The following is a 21,401-nucleotide window of genomic DNA, read 5'->3' on the forward strand; positions in this document are numbered from 1 at the left end:
TTAAGCCGGGGGCAGAGTTTAGCCGGGGTCAGAAGAAAGCCTTCTTCTGACCCCTTGTTCACTGACCCCTTATTCAAATAACCACTTAAATACAGCAGGTTATGATTTTCCAGAAGATTTAAAGTGCGATGAAAATACCATGATCAAAAATCTATTGAAAACACTTCTGTTCCGGGAGCCGTTTTCGCCATCATACCGGCGAGTCGGAAGCCAGACCGAGAATGGGTTTTCGCCTATCGGTTGTCTCAATCAAAGGTGACCTCCTTCTTCCACAGGCGTTATCCAGTAAACAGCGTCACCGGTCACGCTGTTTTCCGCCTGGCGAAGCGCCTCCAGTACGGCACTTACATCGGCGTCATCAAGCAGGATATCCACCCGAACCCGCGGTGTGTAGCCGACCACTTTATCACGTGCCGAGAGAAACGGGTCGCGTTCCACCTGAGCCCCGTGCCCTTCCACATGGCTGAACGTAAAGCCGGATACCTCGCTCAGGGTCCGCAGTTGGTCGCCCAATTCCTGCTGGGTATTGGCATGCACAATAAGCGTCAGAATCTTCACACGTGGTCCTCCGTTGCGGGTTGAGCCAGGCGTCGCTGCGCCCGCCCTTCTGTCCAGGCATATAAGGTAGGAAGCAGCACCAGTGTGAGCAGCGTCGACGTGAACAGTCCGCCGATCACCACGACCGCCAGCGGGCGCTGCAACTCGGAGCCCGGCCCGGTCGCCGTCAATAGCGGCACCAGGCCCAGGCTGGCGATTAATGCGGTCATGAGTACCGGGCGCAACCTGCGTTCGGCACCTTCCTGAACCGCCTGGAGCAGCGTTCGGCCGGCTTCACGCAACTGGTTGAAGTAGGTCACCATCACCACACCATTGAGCACCGCTACACCGAACAGGGTGATAAAGCCTACGGATGCCGGTACCGACAGATACAGGCCGGACAGGTACAGGCTGATCACGCCGCCGATCATGGCGAACGGGATGTTGAGTATGATCAGGCCGGCCTGGCGAAGGGAGCGAAAGGTGGTAAACAGCATGACGTAAATCAGCGCGACGGCCACCGGCACGACCAGCGCCAGACGGGCGCCGGCGCGCTGCTGGTTCTCGAACTGGCCGCCATAGGTGACGTAATAACCCGGTGGCAGTTGCAGTTCGCGTTCCAGTGTGGCGCGTACATCGTCGACGAAACCCACCACATCGCGGCCTTCGACGTTAGCCTGCACCACCACCTGGCGCTTGGCCGATTCGCGGGTGATCGCCACCGGCCCATCCACTTCCCGCAGCCTGGCCAGACTGCTCAAGAGGATCTTTTCTCCCGTCGGTGTTTCCACCTTTAGCGCACCGATGTCTGCCGGGGATGTGCGTGACTTTTCCGGATAGCGTAGCAGTACACCTACCCGGTAGTTGCCCTGGATCACCTCGGTGACCACACGACCACCGACCGCAATCTCCACCAGCCGATTGATGTCATCGACATTGATCCCGAAGCGGGCGATGGCCTGGGGATCGATCTCGACCTGCAGGTAAGTCTGACCCGAGAGCGGCGCACGAAAGACATCGACGGCGCCGGGAATGCTGTTGACCAACGTTTCGATCTGTTTGGATTTTTCCTCCAACACCGGAAGATCGTCGCCATACAACTTGATGGCCATCGCGGCCCGCACGCCGGTCAGCATCTCCGAGACCCGCATGTCGATGGGCTGGGTGAAGGCGTAGTCGATGCCGACGAAGCGGTCGAGCTTCTCACGCAACCGTTCCTGAAACTCCTCCAGGCTTACCGTCCACTGATCGCGCGGCTTGGTGATGATGAAGTTGTCGGTCTGGTACAGGCCCATGGGGTCCATGCGCAGTTCGTCGGCGCCGGTACGCGACACCACGCCGGTGACCTCGGGTAGTTCCATCATGGCCTTTTGGTAGGGCTCATCAAGCGCCAGCGAGCGCTCCAGCGAAATGCTGGGCAGCTTTTCGATGATAACCACGGTGGTGCCTTCATCCATGACCGGCATGAACTCCTTGCCAATCATGGGAAACAGTGCGGCTGCGATCACCAGCAATACCAAGGCACCGCCAACTGCGGTCTTGCGGCTGTTCAACGCCCAACGCATTACCGGCAGATAGGCCTGTTTCAGCAAAGCCAGCACCCGGTTATCCTTTTCCGCGCCACCGCGCATCAACAGGCTGGCGAACACCGGAATGACCGTCAGCGACAGGAGCAACGAGCCGATGAGCGCGAACGCAATTGTCACCGCCAGCGGCGTAAACATCTTGCCTTCCAGCCCGGACAGGCTGAACAGGGGCAGAAACACCACGATAATGATCAGCACGGCGGAGATCACCGGAGTCGCCACCTCCAGTGTTGCCCGGTAGACCAGGTGCAGACGACCAATCCCCTTGGGCGCATGACTGAGTTGCGCATGAATGTTCTCGACCACCACCACCGCGGCATCCACCAGGATACCGATGGCAATCGCCAGCCCGCCGAGCGACATGAGATTGGCGCTGACGCCGAACAGGCGCATCATTACAAAGGTGAACAGCACCGAAAGCGGCAAGATCAGCGCGACGGTCAAGGCGGCCCGGAGGTTGCCAAGCATGATGATCAACACCAGCAACACCAGCACCACGGCCTCGCCCAGCGCTTTTTCCACGGTCCATACCGCCTGCGTCACCAGCTCGGTGCGATCATAGAAGGGTACGATATGGACCCCCTCGGGCAGCGCTGTCTTGAGCGCCTCCAGTTCGCGTTTCACTCCATCAACGGTGGTGCGGCTGTTGGCGCCCTTGCGCAACAGCGCAAGGCCGGTAACCACCTCGCCTTCGCCGTCGGCGGTGACCGCCCCGTAGCGGGTCAGGGAGTTGATGCGGACCTTGGCTACGTCACTGATGTGTAGAGGAATTCCGTCACGGGTTGCCACCGTGATGCTCCGAATGTCGTCCGGATCCCGCAGTTGTCCCACAGTGCGCACCAGCAATACTTCGTTGTTACGGTTGATGCGGTCTCCGCCGGCGTTGCGGTTGTTATTCTCCAGTGCGGTCTCCAGGTCCTCGATCGACAGACCGTAGGCCAGCAGCGCCTCGGGATCGGCTACGACTTCAAACACCTTGACCTCGCCGCCCAGGGAATTGACCTCCGCCACTCCCTCGAGTGTACGCAAGCGTGGGCGGATGACCCAGTCCTGAATACGGCGCAGCTCCCGGTTGCTGTAACCTTTCCCCTCGACCCGGTACATATACCCCTCGCCCAGCGGCGTAGTGATTGGGCCCAGACCGCCCTCCACGCCAGCCGGCAGCTCGCCCCAGACCTGGTTGAGGCGCTCGGCCACCTGCTGGCGCGCCCAGTAGATGTCGGTGCCGTCCTCGAAATCGATGGTGATGGAACTCAGGGCGTACTTGGTGGTGGAACGGAGCACGGTCTGGCGCGGCAGCCCCTGCATCTCCGCCTCGATGGGAAAGGTGATGCGGCTTTCCACCTCGGTGGGCGACAGGCCCGGCGCCTTGATGATCACCTGCACCTGGGGCGAGGCGATATCCGGGAAGGCGTCGATCGGCAGGGTGCGAAATGCCCATATCCCACCGACGGTAAGTGCGGCAGCGAGCAGCAGGATCATCAGCCGCTGGATCAGGGAGAAACGAATCAGTGCAGCAATCATGGCTTACTCGCCTCCCTGGTACTGCCAGTGCGATTTCAGCTCGGCCACACCGCCGCTGACAATCTCGGTGTCGGCCGCGATACCGGCGCGCACCGCAATCCAGTCGCCCGCCTCCATGCCGATTTCGATCGGAACCGGCTTGAAGCGCCGTGGACCCGTCACCTCGAACAGGTAAGCCTGCTCGCCGACCCGGAACACCGCGCTGGCCGGCACCACCAGGCCCTGGTAGGAAATCCCGGTCAGCGTCACGGCAGCGTACATGCCAGGCCGCAAGACGTCGTCCGGGTTGTCGACCACGATTCGACCGCCCAGGGTCTGGCTTTGACGCTCCACTTCCCCGCCCAGAGATTGCAGCCGCCCGCGGTATTCACGCCCGGGGCTGGCCTCAACCTGGATCAGGACTTCCGCTCCCAGCTCGATCCGGGGCAGGCTTGCCACCGGCACCCGTACCTCGGCCCACAGGCTGGACAGGTCGTCGACATGAAAAGCGGCCTGGCCAGCGGTAGCCAGTTGCCCCGACTCGATCTCGACACCGGTGACCATGCCATCAATCGGGCTGATCAGCTCGAACTCCGCCAGGCGGTCGGGCTTTTGCGCCAGCGCCTGTATCTGGTCGTCCGACAACCCGGCCAGCGATAACAAGCGACGGCGGGCATCCAGGGTGGCACGGGCACGCTTGTATTCGCTGTCCACCGCGAGCCAGCGGCTTTCCGCGACGATGCCGTCCTTCCATAACCCCTCGATGCGGGCGCGCTCGGCGCGCGCCAGATCGAAGCGGGCCAATGCCTCCAGGTAATCCGCCTGCGCCTGGCCCAGGCTATTGCTACGCAACCGGGCCAGTACCTGTCCCTTATGCACCGTGTCATTCTCCACCATCAGCAACTCGGTCACCAGGCCATCCACGACAGGTGTAACACGGTGGCTCTTGCGCCGGTCAGCGGTGAGGGTAGCGGTCAGATCCAGGCGTGGTTTCAGCTCACGGGCAGTCACGGTAGTGGTGGCAAGCTGGGCGCTGGCCAGTTGCTGCTGAGTCAATACCAGTTCAGCGGCCGGCGCCAGCGCCGGGATTAGCAGGAAAAACAGAGTGGCTAAAGGCTTATTCATTATCAGTATCCTGTTCAGTGGCGACAAGGGCACGACCGGCGGCCAGGCGCAGATCCGCGGCCTCCAGCCACGCCTCTTGCAGCAGTTCCAAATAGCGTTCGTGGGCGTCAAAATAGGTGTTGTTGGCATCGATCACCGAGAGGATCTCCACCTCACCGCTGGCATATGCCTTGCGCGTCAGCTCGAATACTTTTTGCGCAGGCTGGAACACCCGCGTGCGGTAATGCTCTCCCTGCTTAACGAGCTGATTCAGATTCAGATAGCTCTGCCGCAGGCGGCTATCCAAATCCCGTTCCAGCACCTGCAGTTCCGACTGGCCCTCAATGACTTGAGCCCGGGCTTCTCCGATGCGACCGCTGTTTCGGTCCCAGAGAGGTATGGTGATACCCAGGCCGATTCCGGTGACATCCTGGCGACGTCCGTTGAGTAAATCCTGCTCACGAAACACACTTAGGCTGAGATCCGGCAAGCGCTCGGCACGGGCCAGGTCCACACCTGATCGCGCCGCCTCGACTCGGTGTTTCGCGGCGAGCAGCGCCGGATGGTTCGCCATACCGGCTTGCAACTGTTCCAGCGCGGGGACGAGGCCGAACGGTTTAAGGGAAGTCAATTGAGGTGTCGTCTCGCCGGATAGCCCCAAGTAGACACGAAATCTGCTCAGCGCTTCGTTATAGGCGCCTTCGGCACTATTCAATGCCTGTTGCGCGGCTTCCCGGATCAGATCCATGCGCAGACGCTCCAGCTCGGAAAGCTCCCCGGCCTGGGCGCGGCGGCGCCCGGTGTTCTGCAGGTCATCGGCAAGTTGCAGGCGCTGCTGTGCCAGGCGCAGGCGCCCCAAAGCCAGCTGCAGGCTGTGATAGCGCTGCGCCACCTGGGTTTCCAGGCGGATCTGCTGATAGCTCTGCTCAGCACGGGCAGCGTCCAGGGCCGCCCCGGCGACCGCTTGCTGGTGTCCAAGACGACCGCTCAGCGGCAGCGGCTGGCTGATCGCAAACTGGGTAAAATCAGTGCCTCCGGTGCCCGCGTCCTTGCCGATACTGTCGTCGGCACGCAATTCGATCTGCGGGTTCGGCCACACACCGGCCTGTTGCAGTGCACCCTGGCGGGCACCGACCGCCGCCTGCGCACCACGGATTTCCGGCGCAATTTCGACCACGCGCCGGATACTGTCTTCCAGTGTCCATATACCCTGCGATTGACCCATGGCCGATACCGGCACAGTACAGGACAGCAGGAACCACAGTACTACCGCTCGCCGGTTTTTTCGGCGCGCCAAGAACAAAACATTGAACATTACCCACTCCTGAGCGCTGCGTCGGTGATACGACACGCGCGGAAAAGCATTCAAGATAAAAAGCCATGCGGCATTGCTCAGCACAGACCAACGGCAGGTCTTCGCAGGCAAAACCATCTAAAGGGAAGTCTCAGAGTCTCAGAGCGGGGGTGCGCGCAGGGGCGGTCTTAGACTGAAAGCGGAAGAGAGGAATGGTGCATGGCGATAGAGGCGCCACGATATCTGGGAGCAAAGCCGTCTCGGCAGAAGCAGGATCACTGCCGAAAACAAAGCGATGACCAGCGATCCAGGCGGCAGTTTTTTCAGGACTCCTTGTTGAGACAGGTTGATTTGACCCACTTGGTCAGGATGTTTCTTAGCCGAAACTCCGTAGTCGACGTGGCCATGTTCCTGATGCGCATGTTCCGACGTGGTCGACTCATGATCGTAAGTATGCATGTGCAACCGCGCGCCCTGGATAAACACCAGGGCGATAGCCAGGTAGGCTACCCAGAAGATTTTCGTGAGCGTGGTTAATTGTGATCGATGCATGGTTTCGGGATCATACTCAGTTCTCCGATGCCGGGCAATAACCTGTTAGCTCAAGCAGAAGACCCGCACCATATACCTGAATCATGGCAATCCGGCCGCCAGCAGCTTTGACGACCTGAGTTAAGCCGGGGTCAGAAGAAAGCTTTCTTCTGACCCCTTGTTCACGGGACTTGACGTGAGAACGCCCACGACGTCCGCCACATCCGTCAAGCCGACAAGATCCGGCGAGGCCTCGATCAGGCGCTCCACCAGCGCATCCGGGTCACAGTCGCGGTCGGACAGTTAGTACTTCAGCGTAAAAATGTATTCCATAGATCAATCCTCCGGTACCGTCTCGCCAGCCCTCCTCTTCCGCATGCTTGAGCGCGGTTTCAATCTCTTTCTTCGGATGTGCCGGACGAGTCATTCCTTGTTTCCAGTATGGGGATAACGACCAAGGTCGTCAGCCAAATTAGGGTACATCCAAAAACTGTTGTAATAGTCCCGTATTGGGACTAACGTTTTAAGCATGAGAATCATCGCACTATCGACACTGAAAGCCTTCTGGGAAGAAAACCCGGAGTACCAGGATGCCAAAGAGCCGACACTGGCCTGGCACCGTCATACCCAACATGCCGATTGGAGCTCACCTGCAGAGGTAAAGCAGGACTTCAGGAACGCAAGCATCCTCAAGGATGGCCGGGTGGTGTTCAATATTGCGGGGAACAAGTATCGACTTGTGGTCTGGATAAGCTACGCCTATCGCGTCGTATACATCCGCTTTATTGGCACCCACTCACAGTATGACAAGATTGATGTGCAAACGATTTAACTGCCGGAGGATTAACGATGGATATCAAACCGATTAAAACTGATACCGACTACCAAGCGGCATTAAAAGAAATTGAAAGCCTGATGATGGCTGGACCAGACACCTCAGAAGGCGAAAAGCTGGATGTCATGGTCACACTGATCGAGGCTTATGAAGCCAAGCATTTCCCGATGGATTTGCCTGATCCTGTTGAGGCGATCAAGTTCGAAATGGAACGCAAGGGCTTAACCGCTAAAGACCTGGAGCCGATGATCGGCAAAAGTAATCGCGTGTACGAGATCCTAAATCACAAGCGCTCGCTGACTTTGAAGATGATCTGGAAGCTCCACGAAGGCTTGGGTATTCCGGCTGAATCGCTGATCAAACCGCCTCAAGCTCATGCCTGACCAAAAAAAGGAAAAGGAGACACCCAGATTTATTTTCTGCTCAAATATTGATCGGCGCCTGTCCGGGACATTGCTTTTTCGGGCCTGGCGTCAGTTAAGCCGGGGTCAGAAGAAAGCCTTCTTCTGACCCCTTGTTCATGCGGACTCCGGTTATTCCCACTCAATTACAAACGAGCAGTTTTTTGTATTTATTTTCATACTCTTACGATTTCCGTTAATGTTAATACCATGAAAAATATCATGTTCAGAAATTGTTGCTAATCACTCGAAAAACTGACGGATCAAACAACGGTTGCCTCTCTTTCCAGCTTGATATATATTCATATTTGTTAATTATGAATATTTGGAGAGCAATATGGCAACGACAAGTCTCAGCCTAGGTGAGCACTGGGAAGTTTACATCAAGAATGAGATTGCCAGCGGGCGTTACGGCTCTGCCAGTGAAGTTGTCCGGGATGCCCTACGCTCAATGGAAGAGCGCAAAAGCAAACTTGACGCTTTACGAAGTCATTTGGCGCAGGGCGTTGAACAGGCCAGAGCCAGTGAGTTCATTGATAATTTCAAAATGGACACACTGATCAACGATCTGGATAACGAAGTCTGATGCCCGGATTCAGAGTTACCCCGAGGGCTCAGGATGACTTAAAAAACATCGGCCGATATACAGAGCAGCACTGGGGTAAACGCCAACGAAATAATTACCTGAAAGCACTCGAAAAACGCTTTGGCTGGTTAGCAGAAAATCCACGGTTGGGCAAACATCGCCTGGATGTGGCTGAAGGCTATTACAGTTTCCCTCAAGGCGAGCATGTTGTCTTCTACCTGATTGGTGAAAAAGGCATTGATATTATCGGCGTCCCGCACAAGGAGATGGATATCATTACTTATTTTCTACCTGACTGAACAATCAGGTATTAAGGGTGACATGCCTGCTGTTGCCTGCCAGTGCCAGATCTGGCCTACTCCCACTCAATTACAAACTGGTCATTTTTATACTTTATTTTCAATAGCTTAAGCATATTGGTAAGTGACATTACCATGACAGATACCATGTACAGTTGTGCTGCTAATCACCTTGTAACTTACCGGGATAACGCTGTCACGCCGCACACTTACAGGATCGGTTGACTTACCGGACTCCTAGGCATATGCTTTGACATATGCCTTATAAGCCGGAGGATATTCGAATGTCAACTTCTGAACGCCATGTACGCCTCTTTCGCAACGGGCGCAACCAGGCCCTACGCATCCCTCGCGAGTTCGAGTTGGAGGGTGAGGAAGCACTCATCCACAAGGAGGGTGACCGGCTGATTGTGGAGCCGATCCGTAAAGGCAGGCTGCTGGCGCTGCTAGCCTCTCTGGATCCCTTGACTGAACCCTTCCCCGATATCGATGATGACCTGCCTCCATTGGATGACGTGCAGCTATGAATGGATCCCTGGCGTATTTACTGGATACCAACATCCTGTCCGATCTTGTCCGCAATCCGCAAGGCGTGGTAGCAGCACAGATCACCAAGGCAGGCGAGGATACTGTCTGCACCAGCATCATTGTAGCCGCGGAACTCCGCTATGGCGCAATCACGTCAAACTCTGCAAAACTTGCAGAGCGCATTGACATGATCCTCTCGGCACTGGAAATCCTGCCACTGGAAACACCCGCCGACCACCAGTACGCATCATTACGCCATCACCTCACACGTCAGGGAACACCCATTGGGCCAAATGATCTGCTGATTGCTGCACATGCACTCGCAAATGACCTTACAGTTATAACCGCCAATGTCAGGGAATTCTCCCGGGTGCCAGGGCTGAAAGTGGAGAACTGGCTACAGGCATAGTCTGCGGCGCCTGCCCAAAACACATTCCCGCCGGCATTTACTTATGGAATGATATCAGTTTACGCTTCTCTTACTTGATAATACCATGAAAAATGCCATTGATAATGCAGATTGTATTATCGATTAGGTAATTTTTATTATTATATTTCAATGTGTTAAAATTTTTGTCACTCCCACTCAATGGTCGCCGGCGGCTTGGAGGATACGTCGTAGGTTACCCGGGACACACCGGTAATCTCGTTGATGATCCGGTTGGAGACCGTTTCAAGCAGGTCGTACGGCAGATGTGCCCAGCGGGCTGTCATGAAGTCGATGGTCTCAACCGCTCTCAGGGCCACCACGTACTCGTAGCGGCGGGCATCGCCAACCACGCCTACCGACTTGACCGGCAGGAACACGGCAAACGCCTGGCTGGTCTTGTGGTAGAGATCGGCACGGTGGAGCTCTTCCAGGAAGATGGCGTCTGCCTTGCGCAGGATATCGGCGTATTCCTTTTTCACTTCACCGAGAATGCGCACGCCCAGGCCCGGACCCGGGAACGGGTGACGATAGACCATATCGTAAGGCAGGCCCAGCTCAAGGCCAATCCGGCGCACCTCATCCTTGAACAGTTCCCGCAGCGGCTCCACCAGCTTCATTTTCATGGTTTCCGGCAGGCCACCCACGTTATGGTGAGATTTGATGACGTGCGCCTTACCGGTCTTGGAGGCGGCTGACTCGATTACGTCCGGATAAATGGTGCCCTGGGCGAGCCAGTTCACATCGCGGATGTTGGCCGCTTCGCTGTCAAATACATCGATAAAGGTGTTGCCGATGATCTTGCGCTTCTGCTCAGGATCATTGATGCCCTTGAGTTTAGACAGAAACAGGTCTTCTGCATCCACCCGGATTACTTTCACGCCCATATTGCGGGCAAACATGTCCATCACCTGGTCGCCTTCGTGGAGACGCAACAGGCCGTTATCCACGAACACACAGGTCAGCTGGTCACCGATCGCCCGGTGCAGCAACGCAGCAGTCACGGAGGAGTCGACACCCCCGGACAAGCCCAGCAGCACCTTGTCGCTGCCTACCTGATCCCGGATCTGCCGAACCGCGTCGTCCACGATCTTCGCCGGCGTCCACAGCGCCTCGCAACCACACACGTCCAGAATAAAATGCTCGAGAATCCGCTTGCCCTGAAGCGTATGGGTCACTTCCGGATGGAACTGAACACCATAGAGGTTCCGGCTCAGGTCCTGCATGGCGGCAATGGGGGCGCTTTCGGTAGACGCCAGCAGCTCGAAGCCTTCTGGCATAGCCACCACCTTGTCACCGTGGCTCATCCAGACATCCAGCAACGAATCGCCGGTGGTGGTCAGGTGATCGGTGATATCCCGTAGCAGCGGGCCGGTGGCGCGCACTTTCACCTGGGCGTAGCCAAATTCCCGCTTCTCGGAACTGGCAACCCGGCCGCCGAGCTGCTCCGCCATGGTCTGCATGCCGTAACAGATACCGAGGACCGGAATGCCGCGATCAAACAGGCCTTCCGGCGCCCGGGGGCCGCCCAGCTGTGTGACCGACTCAGGCCCACCGGCAAGAACAATCCCTTTCGGGTTGAACTCGTTGAGTTCTTCCTCGGTAATATCAAACGCCCTGATCTCACAGTAGACGCCAATCTCCCGTACACGGCGGGCAATGAGCTGGGTGTACTGGGAACCGAAATCGAGAATCAGGATGCGGTGGTCGTGAATGTTCTGGGCCATGGAGTCCTCGGAGCTAAATGAACAACGCGGCCCTCAGGGGAGCCGCGTCTGGTCAGGCAATGATTAACCGATACGGTAGTTTGGCGCTTCTTTGGTGATGGTCACATCGTGCACGTGGCTCTCACGCATACCAGCGTTGGTGATGCGCACAAATTCCGGCTTGGTACGCATCTCTTCCATTGTGGCGCTACCGGTGTAGCCCATGGAAGCACGCAGGCCGCCAATCAGCTGGTGAACGATGTTGCGCATTGGCCCCTTGCAGGCGACACGGCCTTCAATGCCCTCGGGCACCAGCTTTTCGATACCCTTGCTGGCATCCTGGAAGTAACGGTCGCTGGAGCCCTGCCCCATAGCGCCGATTGAGCCCATGCCACGGTATGCCTTGTAGCTGCGGCCCTGGAACAGCTCAACCTCGCCGGGTGCTTCATCGGTACCGGCCAGCAGGCTGCCGATCATGACGCAATGGGCACCGGCGGCTATGGCCTTGGCGATATCGCCAGAGAATCGTATGCCACCGTCGGCAATCAGCGGTACGCCGCGTTCCTTCAGGGCAGCCGCCACGTTCGAGACCGCTGAAATCTGGGGTACGCCAATGCCGGCGACAATGCGGGTAGTGCAGATAGAACCGGGACCAATACCCACCTTCACGGCGTCGGCACCGGCGTCCGCCAGAGCGAGAGCCGCCTGGGAGGTTGCAATGTTACCGCCAATCACCTGAACTTCCGGGAAGTTCTGCTTGACCCAGCGAACACGCTCGATCACACCCCGTGAATGACCGTGGGCGGTATCAACCACGAGCACATCCACGCCGGCCTCTGCCAGCGCCGTAATCCGCGCCTCGGTGTCGCCGCCGGTACTGACAGCGGCACCGACACGCAACCGCCCCTGGTCATCCTTGCAGGCCAGCGGGTAGTCTTTGGCCTTCTGAATGTCCTTGACGGTGATCAGTCCACGCAGCTCGAAATTGTCATTGACCACCAGCACCTTTTCGATGCGGTGGCGGTGCAGCAACTCCTTGACGTCGTCCAGGCAGGCCCCTTCTTTCACCGTGACCAGCTTATCCTTGGGCGTCATGATGTCCTGCACCGGGGTGTCCATCCGGCTTTCAAACCGGATGTCGCGGCCAGTGACAATGCCCAACAGATCGCGGCCATCGACCACCGGCAGGCCGGAAATGTTGTTGGCCATGGTGATATCCACCAACTCGCGGACGGTGGTATCCGGTGTCACGGTAATCGGGTCTTTCACCACTCCGCTTTCGAACTTCTTGACCTTCCGAACCGCTGCTGCCTGCTGCTCAACGGTCATGTTCTTGTGCATGATGCCAATTCCGCCTTCCTGGGCCATGGCGATGGCCAGGTCCGCTTCGGTAACGGTATCCATTGCGGAAGACACCAGCGGAATGTTCAGAGTGATACCTTTGGTCAACCGGGTCTGCAGGCTAACCTGGTGGGGAAGAACTTCTGAATATCCGGGAACCAGCAGAACGTCATCAAATGTGAGGGCTTCTTCGGCAATTCGCAGCATTGGGATCCGCCTTTTGAACGTGCTAAGTTGGGAATTTCCGTGCTGTACCCGCGGCGGTACAACAAAGCAAAATCCTTAATCGATCCATTATAAAGGGGCTCTCGGGGACAGTAAACCGCGCCGTTTTCAACGTTCGATTGCATCTTTTTGAAATTTCGCTATTTTTAACCTCCCATTTTTCGGCTTTTGCGTATGCATAACGACGGAGTCAGACCGGTGACATCTCCCCTTCAGGACACCCGCCCCCGGGCACTCAGCGTCAGCGAACTGAACCACCAGGCCAGGCACCTGCTGGAATCCAGTTTTATGCAGGTGTGGGTGGAAGGTGAACTGTCGGGATTTTCACGGCCTTCCTCCGGGCACTGGTACTTTTCCCTGAAGGACCGAAAATGCCAGGTACGTTGCGCCATGTTCCGCGGTTTGAACCAGCGAATCCGCACATTGCCGAAAGAAGGCGACCAGGTACGCATCCGCGGCAAAGTCACCCTCTATGAGAACCGGGGCGACTTCCAGATTATCGTCGAGCATTTAGAGCCGGCCGGCCTCGGCGCACTGCAGCAGGCCTTTGATGAGCTCAAGCGCAAACTTCTCGCCGAAGGCCTGTTCGATAACGCCCGAAAAAAACCGTTACCTTCACTACCAAAACACATTGGTGTGGTTACCTCTCCAACCGGCGCGGCCATTCACGACATCCTCACGGTACTGGCACGTCGCTGCCCGGCCATTCCGGTTACCCTTTATCCAACCGCCGTGCAGGGCAAGGCGGCAACCTCCGATATTGTCCGTGCCATTGAACGGGCCCAGGCCCATGGCGTTGCCGATGTACTGATCATCGGCCGGGGTGGCGGATCTCTGGAGGACCTCTGGTGCTTCAACGAAGAAGCCGTGGCCCGGGCCATTGCAGCGTGCACAATCCCCACCGTCAGCGCGGTTGGTCACGAGGTGGATGTCACCATTGCCGATTTCGTTGCCGATCTGCGGGCCCCGACGCCCTCGGCCGCTGCCGAAAAAATCTCACCGGACCAGTCCGACTGGCTGAAGCAGCTCCGTGAGCGGGAGTTCCGGCTCTCCAACGCCATGGAGCTTGCCCTGAAACGCCTCAACACCCAGCTCGGGCACCTGGCCGCGCGACTGCGGGATCCGAGACGGGAATTGCTTGAAAAGGCCCAGCGCATGGATGAGTTGGAGCTGAGGCTTGGAAAGGCTATCCGACAGCGCTTGAGCACGGTAAGTACCAGGAATGACCACCTGCGCCAGAGGCTGGTGATGCAATCACCTGGCCGGCAGCTTTCGCAAAACCAGGCTACGGTGAACCGCATTACCGATCAACTGGTCTCGCTGATGCAACAGGGTCTCAGGTATCGGCGGGAAAACCTGGAACACGCGGCACAGACTCTCAATGTCGTGAGCCCCCTGGCGACCCTGGGCCGTGGTTACGCCATCGTGCGGGATAGTGATGGCAGGATCATCCGGGAGGCATCGGCGGTCAGTGCCGGGGAAACCGTTTCTGCCCGGGTTGCCAAGGGTGAGCTGACGGCAAAGGTGACATCGGTCAAATCTGCGGAGGAAAGGGAGCCATAAACCGGCCAGACTAAGCCAATGGTCTACTAGTCCGTGATTTCAAACGGCCTAAAGTTGTCAGGAAACGCACTAAAACAACAACAGGCACGATGAGGTGGAATATATGGACTACCACTCAGAATTCCGGCGGTCGATAGACAACCCGGACGACTTCTGGCGTGAACAGGCGGAAAAAATTGACTGGTTCGAACCGCCGAAAACCATCTGGCAGCCGACCGACAACGGCCACGGGCAGTGGTTTCCCGACGGCACCCTGAACACCAGTGACGTGGCGCTGGATGCCAACATCCGGGCCGGCCGGGGCGACCAGAAAGCCCTGATCTACGATTCACCGGTCACCAACACCAAGCACTCCTACACCTACAACGAACTCACCGACGAGGTGGCCCGTTTCGCCGGCGCCCTCAAGGATCGTGGCATCACCAAAGGCGACCGGGTTATCATCTACATGCCGATGATTCCTGAAGCCGTTATCGCCATGCTCGGCTGCGCACGCATCGGCGCGATTCACTCGGTGGTGTTCGGCGGTTTTGCCGCCCACGAACTGGCGGTTCGCATTGATGATGCCAAACCCAAAGCGGTTATCACCGCCTCCTGCGGTATCGAAGTGACTCGCGTCATCGAATACAAGCCACTGGTGAACAAGGCCATCGACCAGGCCAGCCACAAACCGGAAACCTGCATTGTTTACCAGAGACCCCAGGCAAAGGCAGACCTGAGCCCGGGCCGTGATTTCGACTGGAACGAACTGATGGCAGCCGCCGAACCGGCTGACCCGGTGCCCGTCAAATCAACCGATCCGCTCTATATCCTCTATACCTCCGGCACTACCGGCAAGCCGAAAGGCGTGGTCCGGGACAATGGCGGCCACGCGGTTGCCCTGAACTACAGCATGAACCTGGTATACGACACCAAACCCGGCGATGTTTACTGGGCCGCCTCGGACGTGGGCTGGGTAGTCGGCCACAGCTACATCGTCTACGCCCCGCTCTTTGCGGGCTGTACCACTATTCTCTACGAGGGTAAACCGGTAAAAACGCCCGATGCCGGCGCATTCTGGCGGGTGGTTCAGGATCACAAGGTAAACATGCTGTTCACCGCTCCGACGGCCTTCCGGGCGGTTCGCAAGGAAGACCCCGAGGCGGACCAGCTTTCCCGCTACGACATCAGCTCTCTCAAGCGCCTGTTCCTGGCCGGCGAGCGGCTGGACCCGGCGACGTACGAATGGCTGAAGGAACATACCGGCCTGCCGGTTCTCGATCACTGGTGGCAGACCGAAACCGGCTGGGCCATTTGCTGCAATCCGGTCGGCATCGAAATGATGGCCACCAAACCCGGCTCTGCGACTGTACCCTCACCCGGTTACAACGTTCAGGTGGTGGACAGGAACGGCAGCCAGATACCCGCGGGCGAACAGGGGCAGATTGCCGTAAAACTGCCACTGCCACCGGGCTGCATGATGACCGTTTGGGGCGACGACGAGCGCTTCCGCAAAACCTATCTGGAACCCATTTCCGGGTTTTACAGTTCCGGCGACGGCGGCTTCATTGATGATGACGGCTATGTATTCATCATGGGCCGCACGGATGACGTGATCAACGTTGCCGGCCACCGCCTGTCTACCGGCGAGATGGAAGAAGTGGTGGCCTCCCATCCAGCCGTCGCGGAGTGCTGCGTGGTGGGTGCTCACGATGACATGAAAGGACAGATTCCCATTGGTCTCGTGCTGATCAAGGATGGTGCGACCATTGACCACGATGAGCTGGAAGATGAGCTGGTGGAGATGATGCGTGACAAGATCGGTGCCATTGCCTGTTTCCGGCGGGCCCTGGTGGTCGAACGCCTGCCGAAAACCCGCTCCGGCAAGATCCTGCGACGGGTGATCCGGCAGATTGCCGATGGCGAGGAATACACCGTTCCCAGCACCATTGACGACCCGGCCATACTGGAGGAAATCAGCGAGCAATTCCGCCACTAGCAGCCTGTCGGCAACCGGTAATCGTCCCCGGTCAAACCGGGGACGATGGGTCTGTATGTCCTGACTCACAACCCGTTGTTTCCAGGCAAATTAAAACCTGCATGAAAGGGTTGAAAATTTCGTTGACGGCCCCCGAACTCGGTCTATACTGAAAATGCTGTGAACATACAGCGGTATTTGGTGAATGCGTTTCAACGTCCTGCCGAAGTGCTCTTCGTTGCCCCTTTCCTCAGTACTCTCTGGATTTCTCAGCACCGGTTCCACATGGAATTTGAAGGTCCCGTGAGGGCAAATTACAGAAAGACAGGAAAGATCAATGTCCGATACTAAAACTGGCCACGTTAAGTGGTTTAACGAGTCCAAAGGCTTTGGCTTTATCGCTCAGGACGGTGGCAGTGACGTGTTTGTTCACTACAGCGCAATCAATTCAAGCGGTTTCCGTACCCTGACCGAAGGCCAGCAGGTACAGTTTACCGTTACACAGGGCCCGAAAGGTCCCCAGGCGGAAAACGTAACCCCCGTCTAAGGGTTTCCGTTCCGTCCTTTGCCCCTCACGGGCATTGGAAAATCAACAGGCCGGCATTCGTGCCGGCTTGTGTCGTTCCGGGCGCCGGTCTGGCTCAGGCGCCCGCAACCTCGGCCTCCCTCGCCGGCTCCGGCATTTCGGCTCCCACCGCCTGTGCCACGGCCGAGAACAGCGCCTGCAGCGTCGCAGAGGTGGTATCTTCCGCCAGTGCCGCCGCACTGCAGTGCTTGCTATTCGCAGTCAGGCGGATACAGGCCAGGGCATTGGCATTGGTGCCTTCGCCCAGGGCAAACTCGTCATACGCTTCAACCGCAATGGAGAGTCCGAACCGGCCTTCCAGGGCTTCAGACACCGCTTCCACGGCACCCAGGCCGCGGCCGTCCAGGCGCACTGGTGCAGACTCACTGCCAACGGACACTTCGGCGCGAACGCCCTCTTCGTCCCGGTGCAGATCGTAGGACCTCAATGCCCAGTCAGCATGAACCTTCAGGTAACGGTCCTCGAACAGCCGGTGAATGGTCAGTGAATCGATCTCGCCGCCGTTGGTTTCGGCTTCTCTCTGCACCACCTTGCTGAACTCGATCTGCAGCCAGCGCGGCAGGCTGATGTTGTAATCCCGCTCCAGCACATAGGCGACACCGCCCTTGCCAGACTGACTGTTGATGCGCACAACCTCCTCATAGCGGCGGCCTACATCAAACGGATCAATGGGCAGGTAGGCCACATTCCAGGTCTCCCCTTCTTTCCGGCGCGCCAGACACTTGCGAATGGCATCCTGGTGACTGCCCGAGAAGGCGGTGAACACCAGCTCCCCGGCGTAGGGGTGGCGGGGATGGGTGGAGATCTCGGTACAGGCTTCAACCAGCTCGCTGATCTCCGCCATTCCGGAAAGATCCAGCGTGGGGTCAATGCCCTGGGAATAGAGGTTCATCGCCATGGTGACCAGATCCATATTCCCCGTACGCTCCCCGTTACCCATCAGGGTACCCTCAACGCGGTCGGCACCGGCCATCACAGCCAGTTCCGCAGCCGCCACGGCGCAGCCGCGGTCGTTGTGGGTATGCACACTGATACTGATGTGCTCACGACGCCTGATGTTGTCGCAGATCCATTCAATCTGGTCGGCAAACACGTTCGGCGTAGCCATTTCAACGGTCGCTGGGAGGTTGATGATCATCGGCTGCCCCTGGTCCGGACGCCAGACGTCGCTCACGGCATCGATCACTTCCGCCGCGAAATCCAGCTCGGTGCCAGTGAAACTTTCCGGTGAATACTGGAACGTCCATTCCGTTTCCGGATGGCGTGCCGCTATGTCCCTGACCACCTTCGCGCCATTTACCGCAATATCACGGATGCCGTCGCGGTCGAGCCCGAACACCTGCTCCCGCTGCACGGTCGATGTCGAGTTATAGACATGCACGATGGCCTTGCGGACACCAGAGAGCGCTTCGTAGGTGCGCTCGATCAGCTCCGGCCGGGCCTGGGTCAGTACCTGGATCTTTACATCCTCGGGAATGCGGTTTTCCTCGATCAGCTTGCGGCAGAAGTCAAAGTCAGGCTGACTCGCAGCAGGAAAACCGATTTCAATTTCCTTGAAGCCCAGCTTGACCAGTAAATCGAACATCCGCTGCTTCTGGGCAACCGACATGGGCTTCACCAGCGCCTGGTTACCGTCCCGAAGGTCTACCGCACACCAGGCCGGCGCCTTTTCGATGACCTTGTCGGGCCAGCGGCGATCGGTTTTGGCAACAGGTTTGAACGCAACGTATTTGCGATGATCGAAAGCCATGCGTGTTATTCCTTGCAGTTTCGGGGGTGAAATTCTCAGTGCGTACAGGTTAACGCGATAACGCTGATATTTGATTGCGAAGTTTGGTTGAAAAGCGTACTTTTTAATTCATTAATTGCTATTTATATAATATTCATGGAATTTTATGCCACATAATCAGAAAAATCTCATCAAAATCGATAAAATTGACCGGCGGATCCTCGAACAGGTCCAGAACGACGGTTCCCTGACCAACCAGGAACTGGCGGAAAAGGTGGGGCTTTCTCCCTCTCCCTGCCTGCGCCGGGTTCGGGCCCTTGAGGAAGCGGGCATCATTGTCAGGACTGTGACCATCCTGGACCACAAGAAGCTGGGCCTGTCACTCACGGCGATCATACTGATCGGCATGGACCGACACACGCCAGAGCGTTTTGCCACCTTCGAAGAACAGGTTGCCGAATACCCGGAAGTGCAGGAGTGCTACCTGATCACCGGACAGGATGCCGATTACATGCTCAAAGTCGTGGTTCCGGATATGGACCACTACCACCATTTCCTGCTCAACCGGATCACCCGGATTCAGGGGGTCAGTGGTGTACATTCAAGCTTTGTGCTTCGACGGGTAACAGACAGTACCGCCCTGCCCCTGGGCTACCTGTCCTGATTCAGGACACCAGTTCGCGAACGCAGGCTCGGCTGCGAGCCTGGACCGGCCGACGCCGCGGGGCAACATCAATGGATTCGTCGGTCATCATCTGTACCTTGTGCAACAGGCTCCGTACAATAACGACCACTTTACGACAAATAAAGGCTGCGGCGGGGCAACCGCCGACTGTCCATTAGTCTAACACTCCAGATTTCTGACAAACGGAAGACACGATGCGAGCAAGCCGTTACCTGATTGCCACCCAGAAAGAGACCCCCGCCGACGCGGAAATCATCAGCCACCAGCTGATGTTGCGCGCCGGCATGATCCGCAAACTGGCTGCCGGGTTATACACCTGGTTGCCGATGGGGCTACGGACTCTGCGCAAGGTTGAACGGATTGTTCGTGAAGAGATGGACAGGAGCGGTGCCCAGGAAGTTTTGATGCCGGCTGTTCAGCCCGCGGAACTGTGGCAGGAATCCGGCCGCTGGACCCAGTATGGCGGAGAACTGCTGCGGATGAATGACCGTCACGGCCGGGACTTCTGTTTTGGCCCGACCCACGAAGAGGTCATTACCGACCTGATCCGCAACGAGCTCAAGAGCTACAAGGAACTGCCGGCCAACTTCTATCAGATCCAGACCAAATTCCGGGATGAGCGCCGTCCCCGGTTCGGCGTGATGCGTGCCCGGGAATTCATCATGAAGGACGCCTACTCCTTCCATATCAATGCCGGGTCCCTGGATGAGACCTACCAGCTCATGCACCGCACTTACTGCGCGATTTTCGATCGCCTGGGGCTGGATTACCGCCCGGTACAGGCTGATTCGGGCGCCATTGGCGGCAGTGCCTCCCATGAATTCCATGTGCTTGCGTCCTCCGGTGAGGACGACATCGTCTTCAGCACCGACAGCGACTACGCCGCCAACATCGAAAAGGCCGAGGCCGTGGCCCCTGCCGGCCAGCGCCCGGCGCCTGCTGAAGCGCTGAAAGAGGTCGCCACTCCGGACCAGAGAACCATTGACGCGGTGTCTGAATTCCTGGGCATTGATGCCACGCGCACGGTCAAGACCCTGCTGGTCAAGGCCGAGGCCGATGAGGAAGGCCACTCAGGCCTGGTGGCACTGATCCTCCGGGGCGACCACACCCTGAACGAGATCAAGGCCGGGAACCTGGCAGGCGTGGCTGAGCCGCTGACCATGGCTACGGATGAGGAAATCGAGCAGGTCATTGGCTGCAAGGCCGGCTCCATTGGCCCGGTCAAGCTGAACGTACCGGTGATTGTTGATCGCAGTGCCGCTCACCTGGCGGACTTTGTCTGCGGCGCCAACCGGGACGGCTTCCACCTGACCGGCGTGAACTGGGAAAGGGACGTCCCGGTGGATCGCGTGGAGGATCTGCGCAATGTCGTCGAAGGCGACCCGAGCCCGGACGGCAAGGGCACCCTGGAAATCCGCCGGGGCATCGAGGTTGGCCATATCTTCAAGCTCGGCAACAAATACAGCACCGCCATGAACGCGACGGTCCTGGACGAGAACGGCAAAAGCGTGATCATGGACATGGGTTGCTATGGTGTCGGCGTATCCCGGATCGTCGCCGCCTCCATTGAACAGAACCACGACGATAAGGGCATCATCTGGCCGGACGCCATTGCCCCGTTCCAGGTGGCCATCATCACACTCAACGCCCACAAATCACCCACGGTTGCCGAAGCTGGCGAGAAACTGTATGAACAGCTGCGCCAGGCGGGCTATGACGTCCTGCTGGATGACCGGAACGAGCGCCCGGGTGTGAAGTTTGCCGATATGGAACTGATTGGTATTCCGCACCGGTTCGTGGTCTCAGAGCGAGGCCTTGCGGCGGGCACCCTCGAGTACAAGGGACGCCGGGATGAGGAAAAACAGGATATCCCGGTGGCTGAAGCACTGCCTTTCCTGGTGAATGCTTCGCCCCGTAAAGGGCTTTAATCCCGACCCGTCGGACGACGGGTTGAAACGCTGACGGTACTACCGAACGA

19 protein-coding genes are annotated in these 21,401 nt (G+C 57.9%); 11 read left to right on the forward strand and 8 right to left on the reverse strand.

Annotated features, from left to right (window positions below):
• Window positions 1-249 precede the first annotated feature (249 nt).
• From NLK58_RS03995 to NLK58_RS04015, 5 genes are all read right to left on the reverse strand, one after another.
• On the reverse strand, window positions 250-558 hold the full coding sequence (locus tag NLK58_RS03995; protein WP_162893682.1) for a DUF3240 family protein: 309 nt from the start codon (window positions 556-558) through the stop codon (window positions 250-252).
• A complete protein-coding gene (locus tag NLK58_RS04000) occupies window positions 555-3,647 on the reverse strand; it encodes an efflux RND transporter permease subunit (protein WP_117617379.1) in 3,093 nt (1,030 codons plus the stop codon). Before NLK58_RS04000 ends, NLK58_RS03995 begins: the two co-directional genes overlap by 4 nt.
• A 3-nt stretch (window positions 3,648-3,650) precedes the next feature.
• On the reverse strand, window positions 3,651-4,751 hold the full coding sequence (locus NLK58_RS04005; RefSeq protein ID WP_341582112.1) for an efflux RND transporter periplasmic adaptor subunit: 1,101 nt from the start codon (window positions 4,749-4,751) through the stop codon (window positions 3,651-3,653).
• Window positions 4,744-6,045 (reverse strand): TolC family protein, encoded by a 1,302-nt coding sequence (locus NLK58_RS04010; RefSeq protein ID WP_341582113.1) that lies wholly within the window; start codon window positions 6,043-6,045, stop codon window positions 4,744-4,746. Before NLK58_RS04010 ends, NLK58_RS04005 begins: the two co-directional genes overlap by 8 nt.
• A 138-nt stretch (window positions 6,046-6,183) precedes the next feature.
• Window positions 6,184-6,576, reverse strand: a complete 393-nt coding sequence (locus NLK58_RS04015) for a hypothetical protein (protein WP_341582114.1) — start codon at window positions 6,574-6,576, stop codon at window positions 6,184-6,186.
• A 508-nt stretch (window positions 6,577-7,084) separates the two neighbouring features.
• Here NLK58_RS04015 and NLK58_RS04020 point away from each other — a divergent pair.
• The 6 genes from NLK58_RS04020 to NLK58_RS04045 all read left to right on the forward strand — a co-directional run bounded on the left by NLK58_RS04020 (window position 7,085) and on the right by NLK58_RS04045 (window position 9,613).
• Complete coding sequence (locus NLK58_RS04020) at window positions 7,085-7,387, forward strand: type II toxin-antitoxin system HigB family toxin (protein WP_117617383.1); 303 nt, start codon at window positions 7,085-7,087, stop codon at window positions 7,385-7,387.
• 17 nt (window positions 7,388-7,404) lie between these two features.
• Window positions 7,405-7,773 carry a type II toxin-antitoxin system HigA family antitoxin gene (locus NLK58_RS04025; RefSeq protein WP_117617384.1) on the forward strand — a complete coding sequence of 123 codons (369 nt, stop codon included), beginning with the start codon at window positions 7,405-7,407 and terminating at the stop codon, window positions 7,771-7,773.
• A gap of 355 nt (window positions 7,774-8,128) precedes the next feature.
• A complete protein-coding gene (locus NLK58_RS04030) occupies window positions 8,129-8,377 on the forward strand; it encodes a type II toxin-antitoxin system ParD family antitoxin (RefSeq protein ID WP_117617385.1) in 249 nt (82 codons plus the stop codon).
• Window positions 8,377-8,676: a type II toxin-antitoxin system RelE/ParE family toxin gene (locus NLK58_RS04035; RefSeq protein WP_117617386.1), complete on the forward strand. Its 300-nt coding sequence runs from the start codon at window positions 8,377-8,379 to the stop codon at window positions 8,674-8,676. The genes NLK58_RS04030 and NLK58_RS04035 overlap by 1 nt, the downstream gene beginning before the upstream one ends.
• A gap of 284 nt (window positions 8,677-8,960) precedes the next feature.
• Window positions 8,961-9,203, forward strand: coding sequence for an antitoxin (locus tag NLK58_RS04040; protein WP_117617387.1), 243 nt, complete (start codon window positions 8,961-8,963; stop codon window positions 9,201-9,203).
• A complete protein-coding gene (locus NLK58_RS04045; protein WP_117617388.1) occupies window positions 9,200-9,613 on the forward strand; it encodes a type II toxin-antitoxin system VapC family toxin in 414 nt (137 codons plus the stop codon). The genes NLK58_RS04040 and NLK58_RS04045 overlap by 4 nt, the downstream gene beginning before the upstream one ends.
• Before the next feature lie 167 nt (window positions 9,614-9,780).
• On the opposite strand, the gene guaA is transcribed toward NLK58_RS04045, so the two are convergent.
• Together guaA and guaB are read right to left on the reverse strand one after the other, a co-directional pair.
• Window positions 9,781-11,358 (reverse strand): glutamine-hydrolyzing GMP synthase, encoded by a 1,578-nt coding sequence (guaA, locus tag NLK58_RS04050; protein WP_117617389.1) that lies wholly within the window; start codon window positions 11,356-11,358, stop codon window positions 9,781-9,783.
• 63 nt (window positions 11,359-11,421) lie between these two features.
• Window positions 11,422-12,885 carry an IMP dehydrogenase gene (guaB, locus tag NLK58_RS04055; protein WP_117617390.1) on the reverse strand — a complete coding sequence of 488 codons (1,464 nt, stop codon included), beginning with the start codon at window positions 12,883-12,885 and terminating at the stop codon, window positions 11,422-11,424.
• A gap of 192 nt (window positions 12,886-13,077) precedes the next feature.
• Here guaB and xseA point away from each other — a divergent pair, with 192 nt between their 5' ends.
• The 3 genes from xseA (at window position 13,078) to NLK58_RS04070 (ending at window position 16,970) form a co-directional block, all read left to right on the forward strand.
• On the forward strand, window positions 13,078-14,466 hold the full coding sequence (xseA, locus tag NLK58_RS04060) for an exodeoxyribonuclease VII large subunit (RefSeq protein ID WP_341582115.1): 1,389 nt from the start codon (window positions 13,078-13,080) through the stop codon (window positions 14,464-14,466).
• 103 nt (window positions 14,467-14,569) lie between these two features.
• Window positions 14,570-16,444, forward strand: a complete 1,875-nt coding sequence (locus tag NLK58_RS04065) for a propionyl-CoA synthetase (RefSeq protein ID WP_341582116.1) — start codon at window positions 14,570-14,572, stop codon at window positions 16,442-16,444.
• Window positions 16,445-16,760: 316 nt separating this feature from the next.
• Window positions 16,761-16,970, forward strand: a complete 210-nt coding sequence (locus tag NLK58_RS04070; protein WP_048494874.1) for a cold-shock protein — start codon at window positions 16,761-16,763, stop codon at window positions 16,968-16,970.
• 94 nt (window positions 16,971-17,064) lie between these two features.
• Here the strand turns inward: NLK58_RS04070 and leuA are convergent, their stop codons facing one another.
• Entirely contained in the window at window positions 17,065-18,759 is a 1,695-nt protein-coding gene (gene leuA, locus NLK58_RS04075; RefSeq protein ID WP_341582117.1) for a 2-isopropylmalate synthase, read from the reverse strand.
• Window positions 18,760-18,904: 145 nt separating this feature from the next.
• Between leuA and NLK58_RS04080 the strand changes: the two genes are divergently transcribed.
• Window positions 18,905-19,402, forward strand: a complete 498-nt coding sequence (locus tag NLK58_RS04080; RefSeq protein WP_117617393.1) for an Lrp/AsnC family transcriptional regulator — start codon at window positions 18,905-18,907, stop codon at window positions 19,400-19,402.
• Between the two features lie 215 nt (window positions 19,403-19,617).
• The gene (locus NLK58_RS04085; RefSeq protein WP_117617394.1) at window positions 19,618-21,351 is read left to right on the forward strand and encodes a proline--tRNA ligase; all 1,734 of its coding nucleotides are present in this window, start codon (window positions 19,618-19,620) and stop codon (window positions 21,349-21,351) included.
• Window positions 21,352-21,401: the final 50 nt, after the last annotated feature.

The sequence above is a fragment of the Marinobacter metalliresistant genome (assembly GCF_038098645.1).
Lineage (GTDB): Bacteria > Pseudomonadota > Gammaproteobacteria > Pseudomonadales > Oleiphilaceae > Marinobacter > Marinobacter metalliresistant.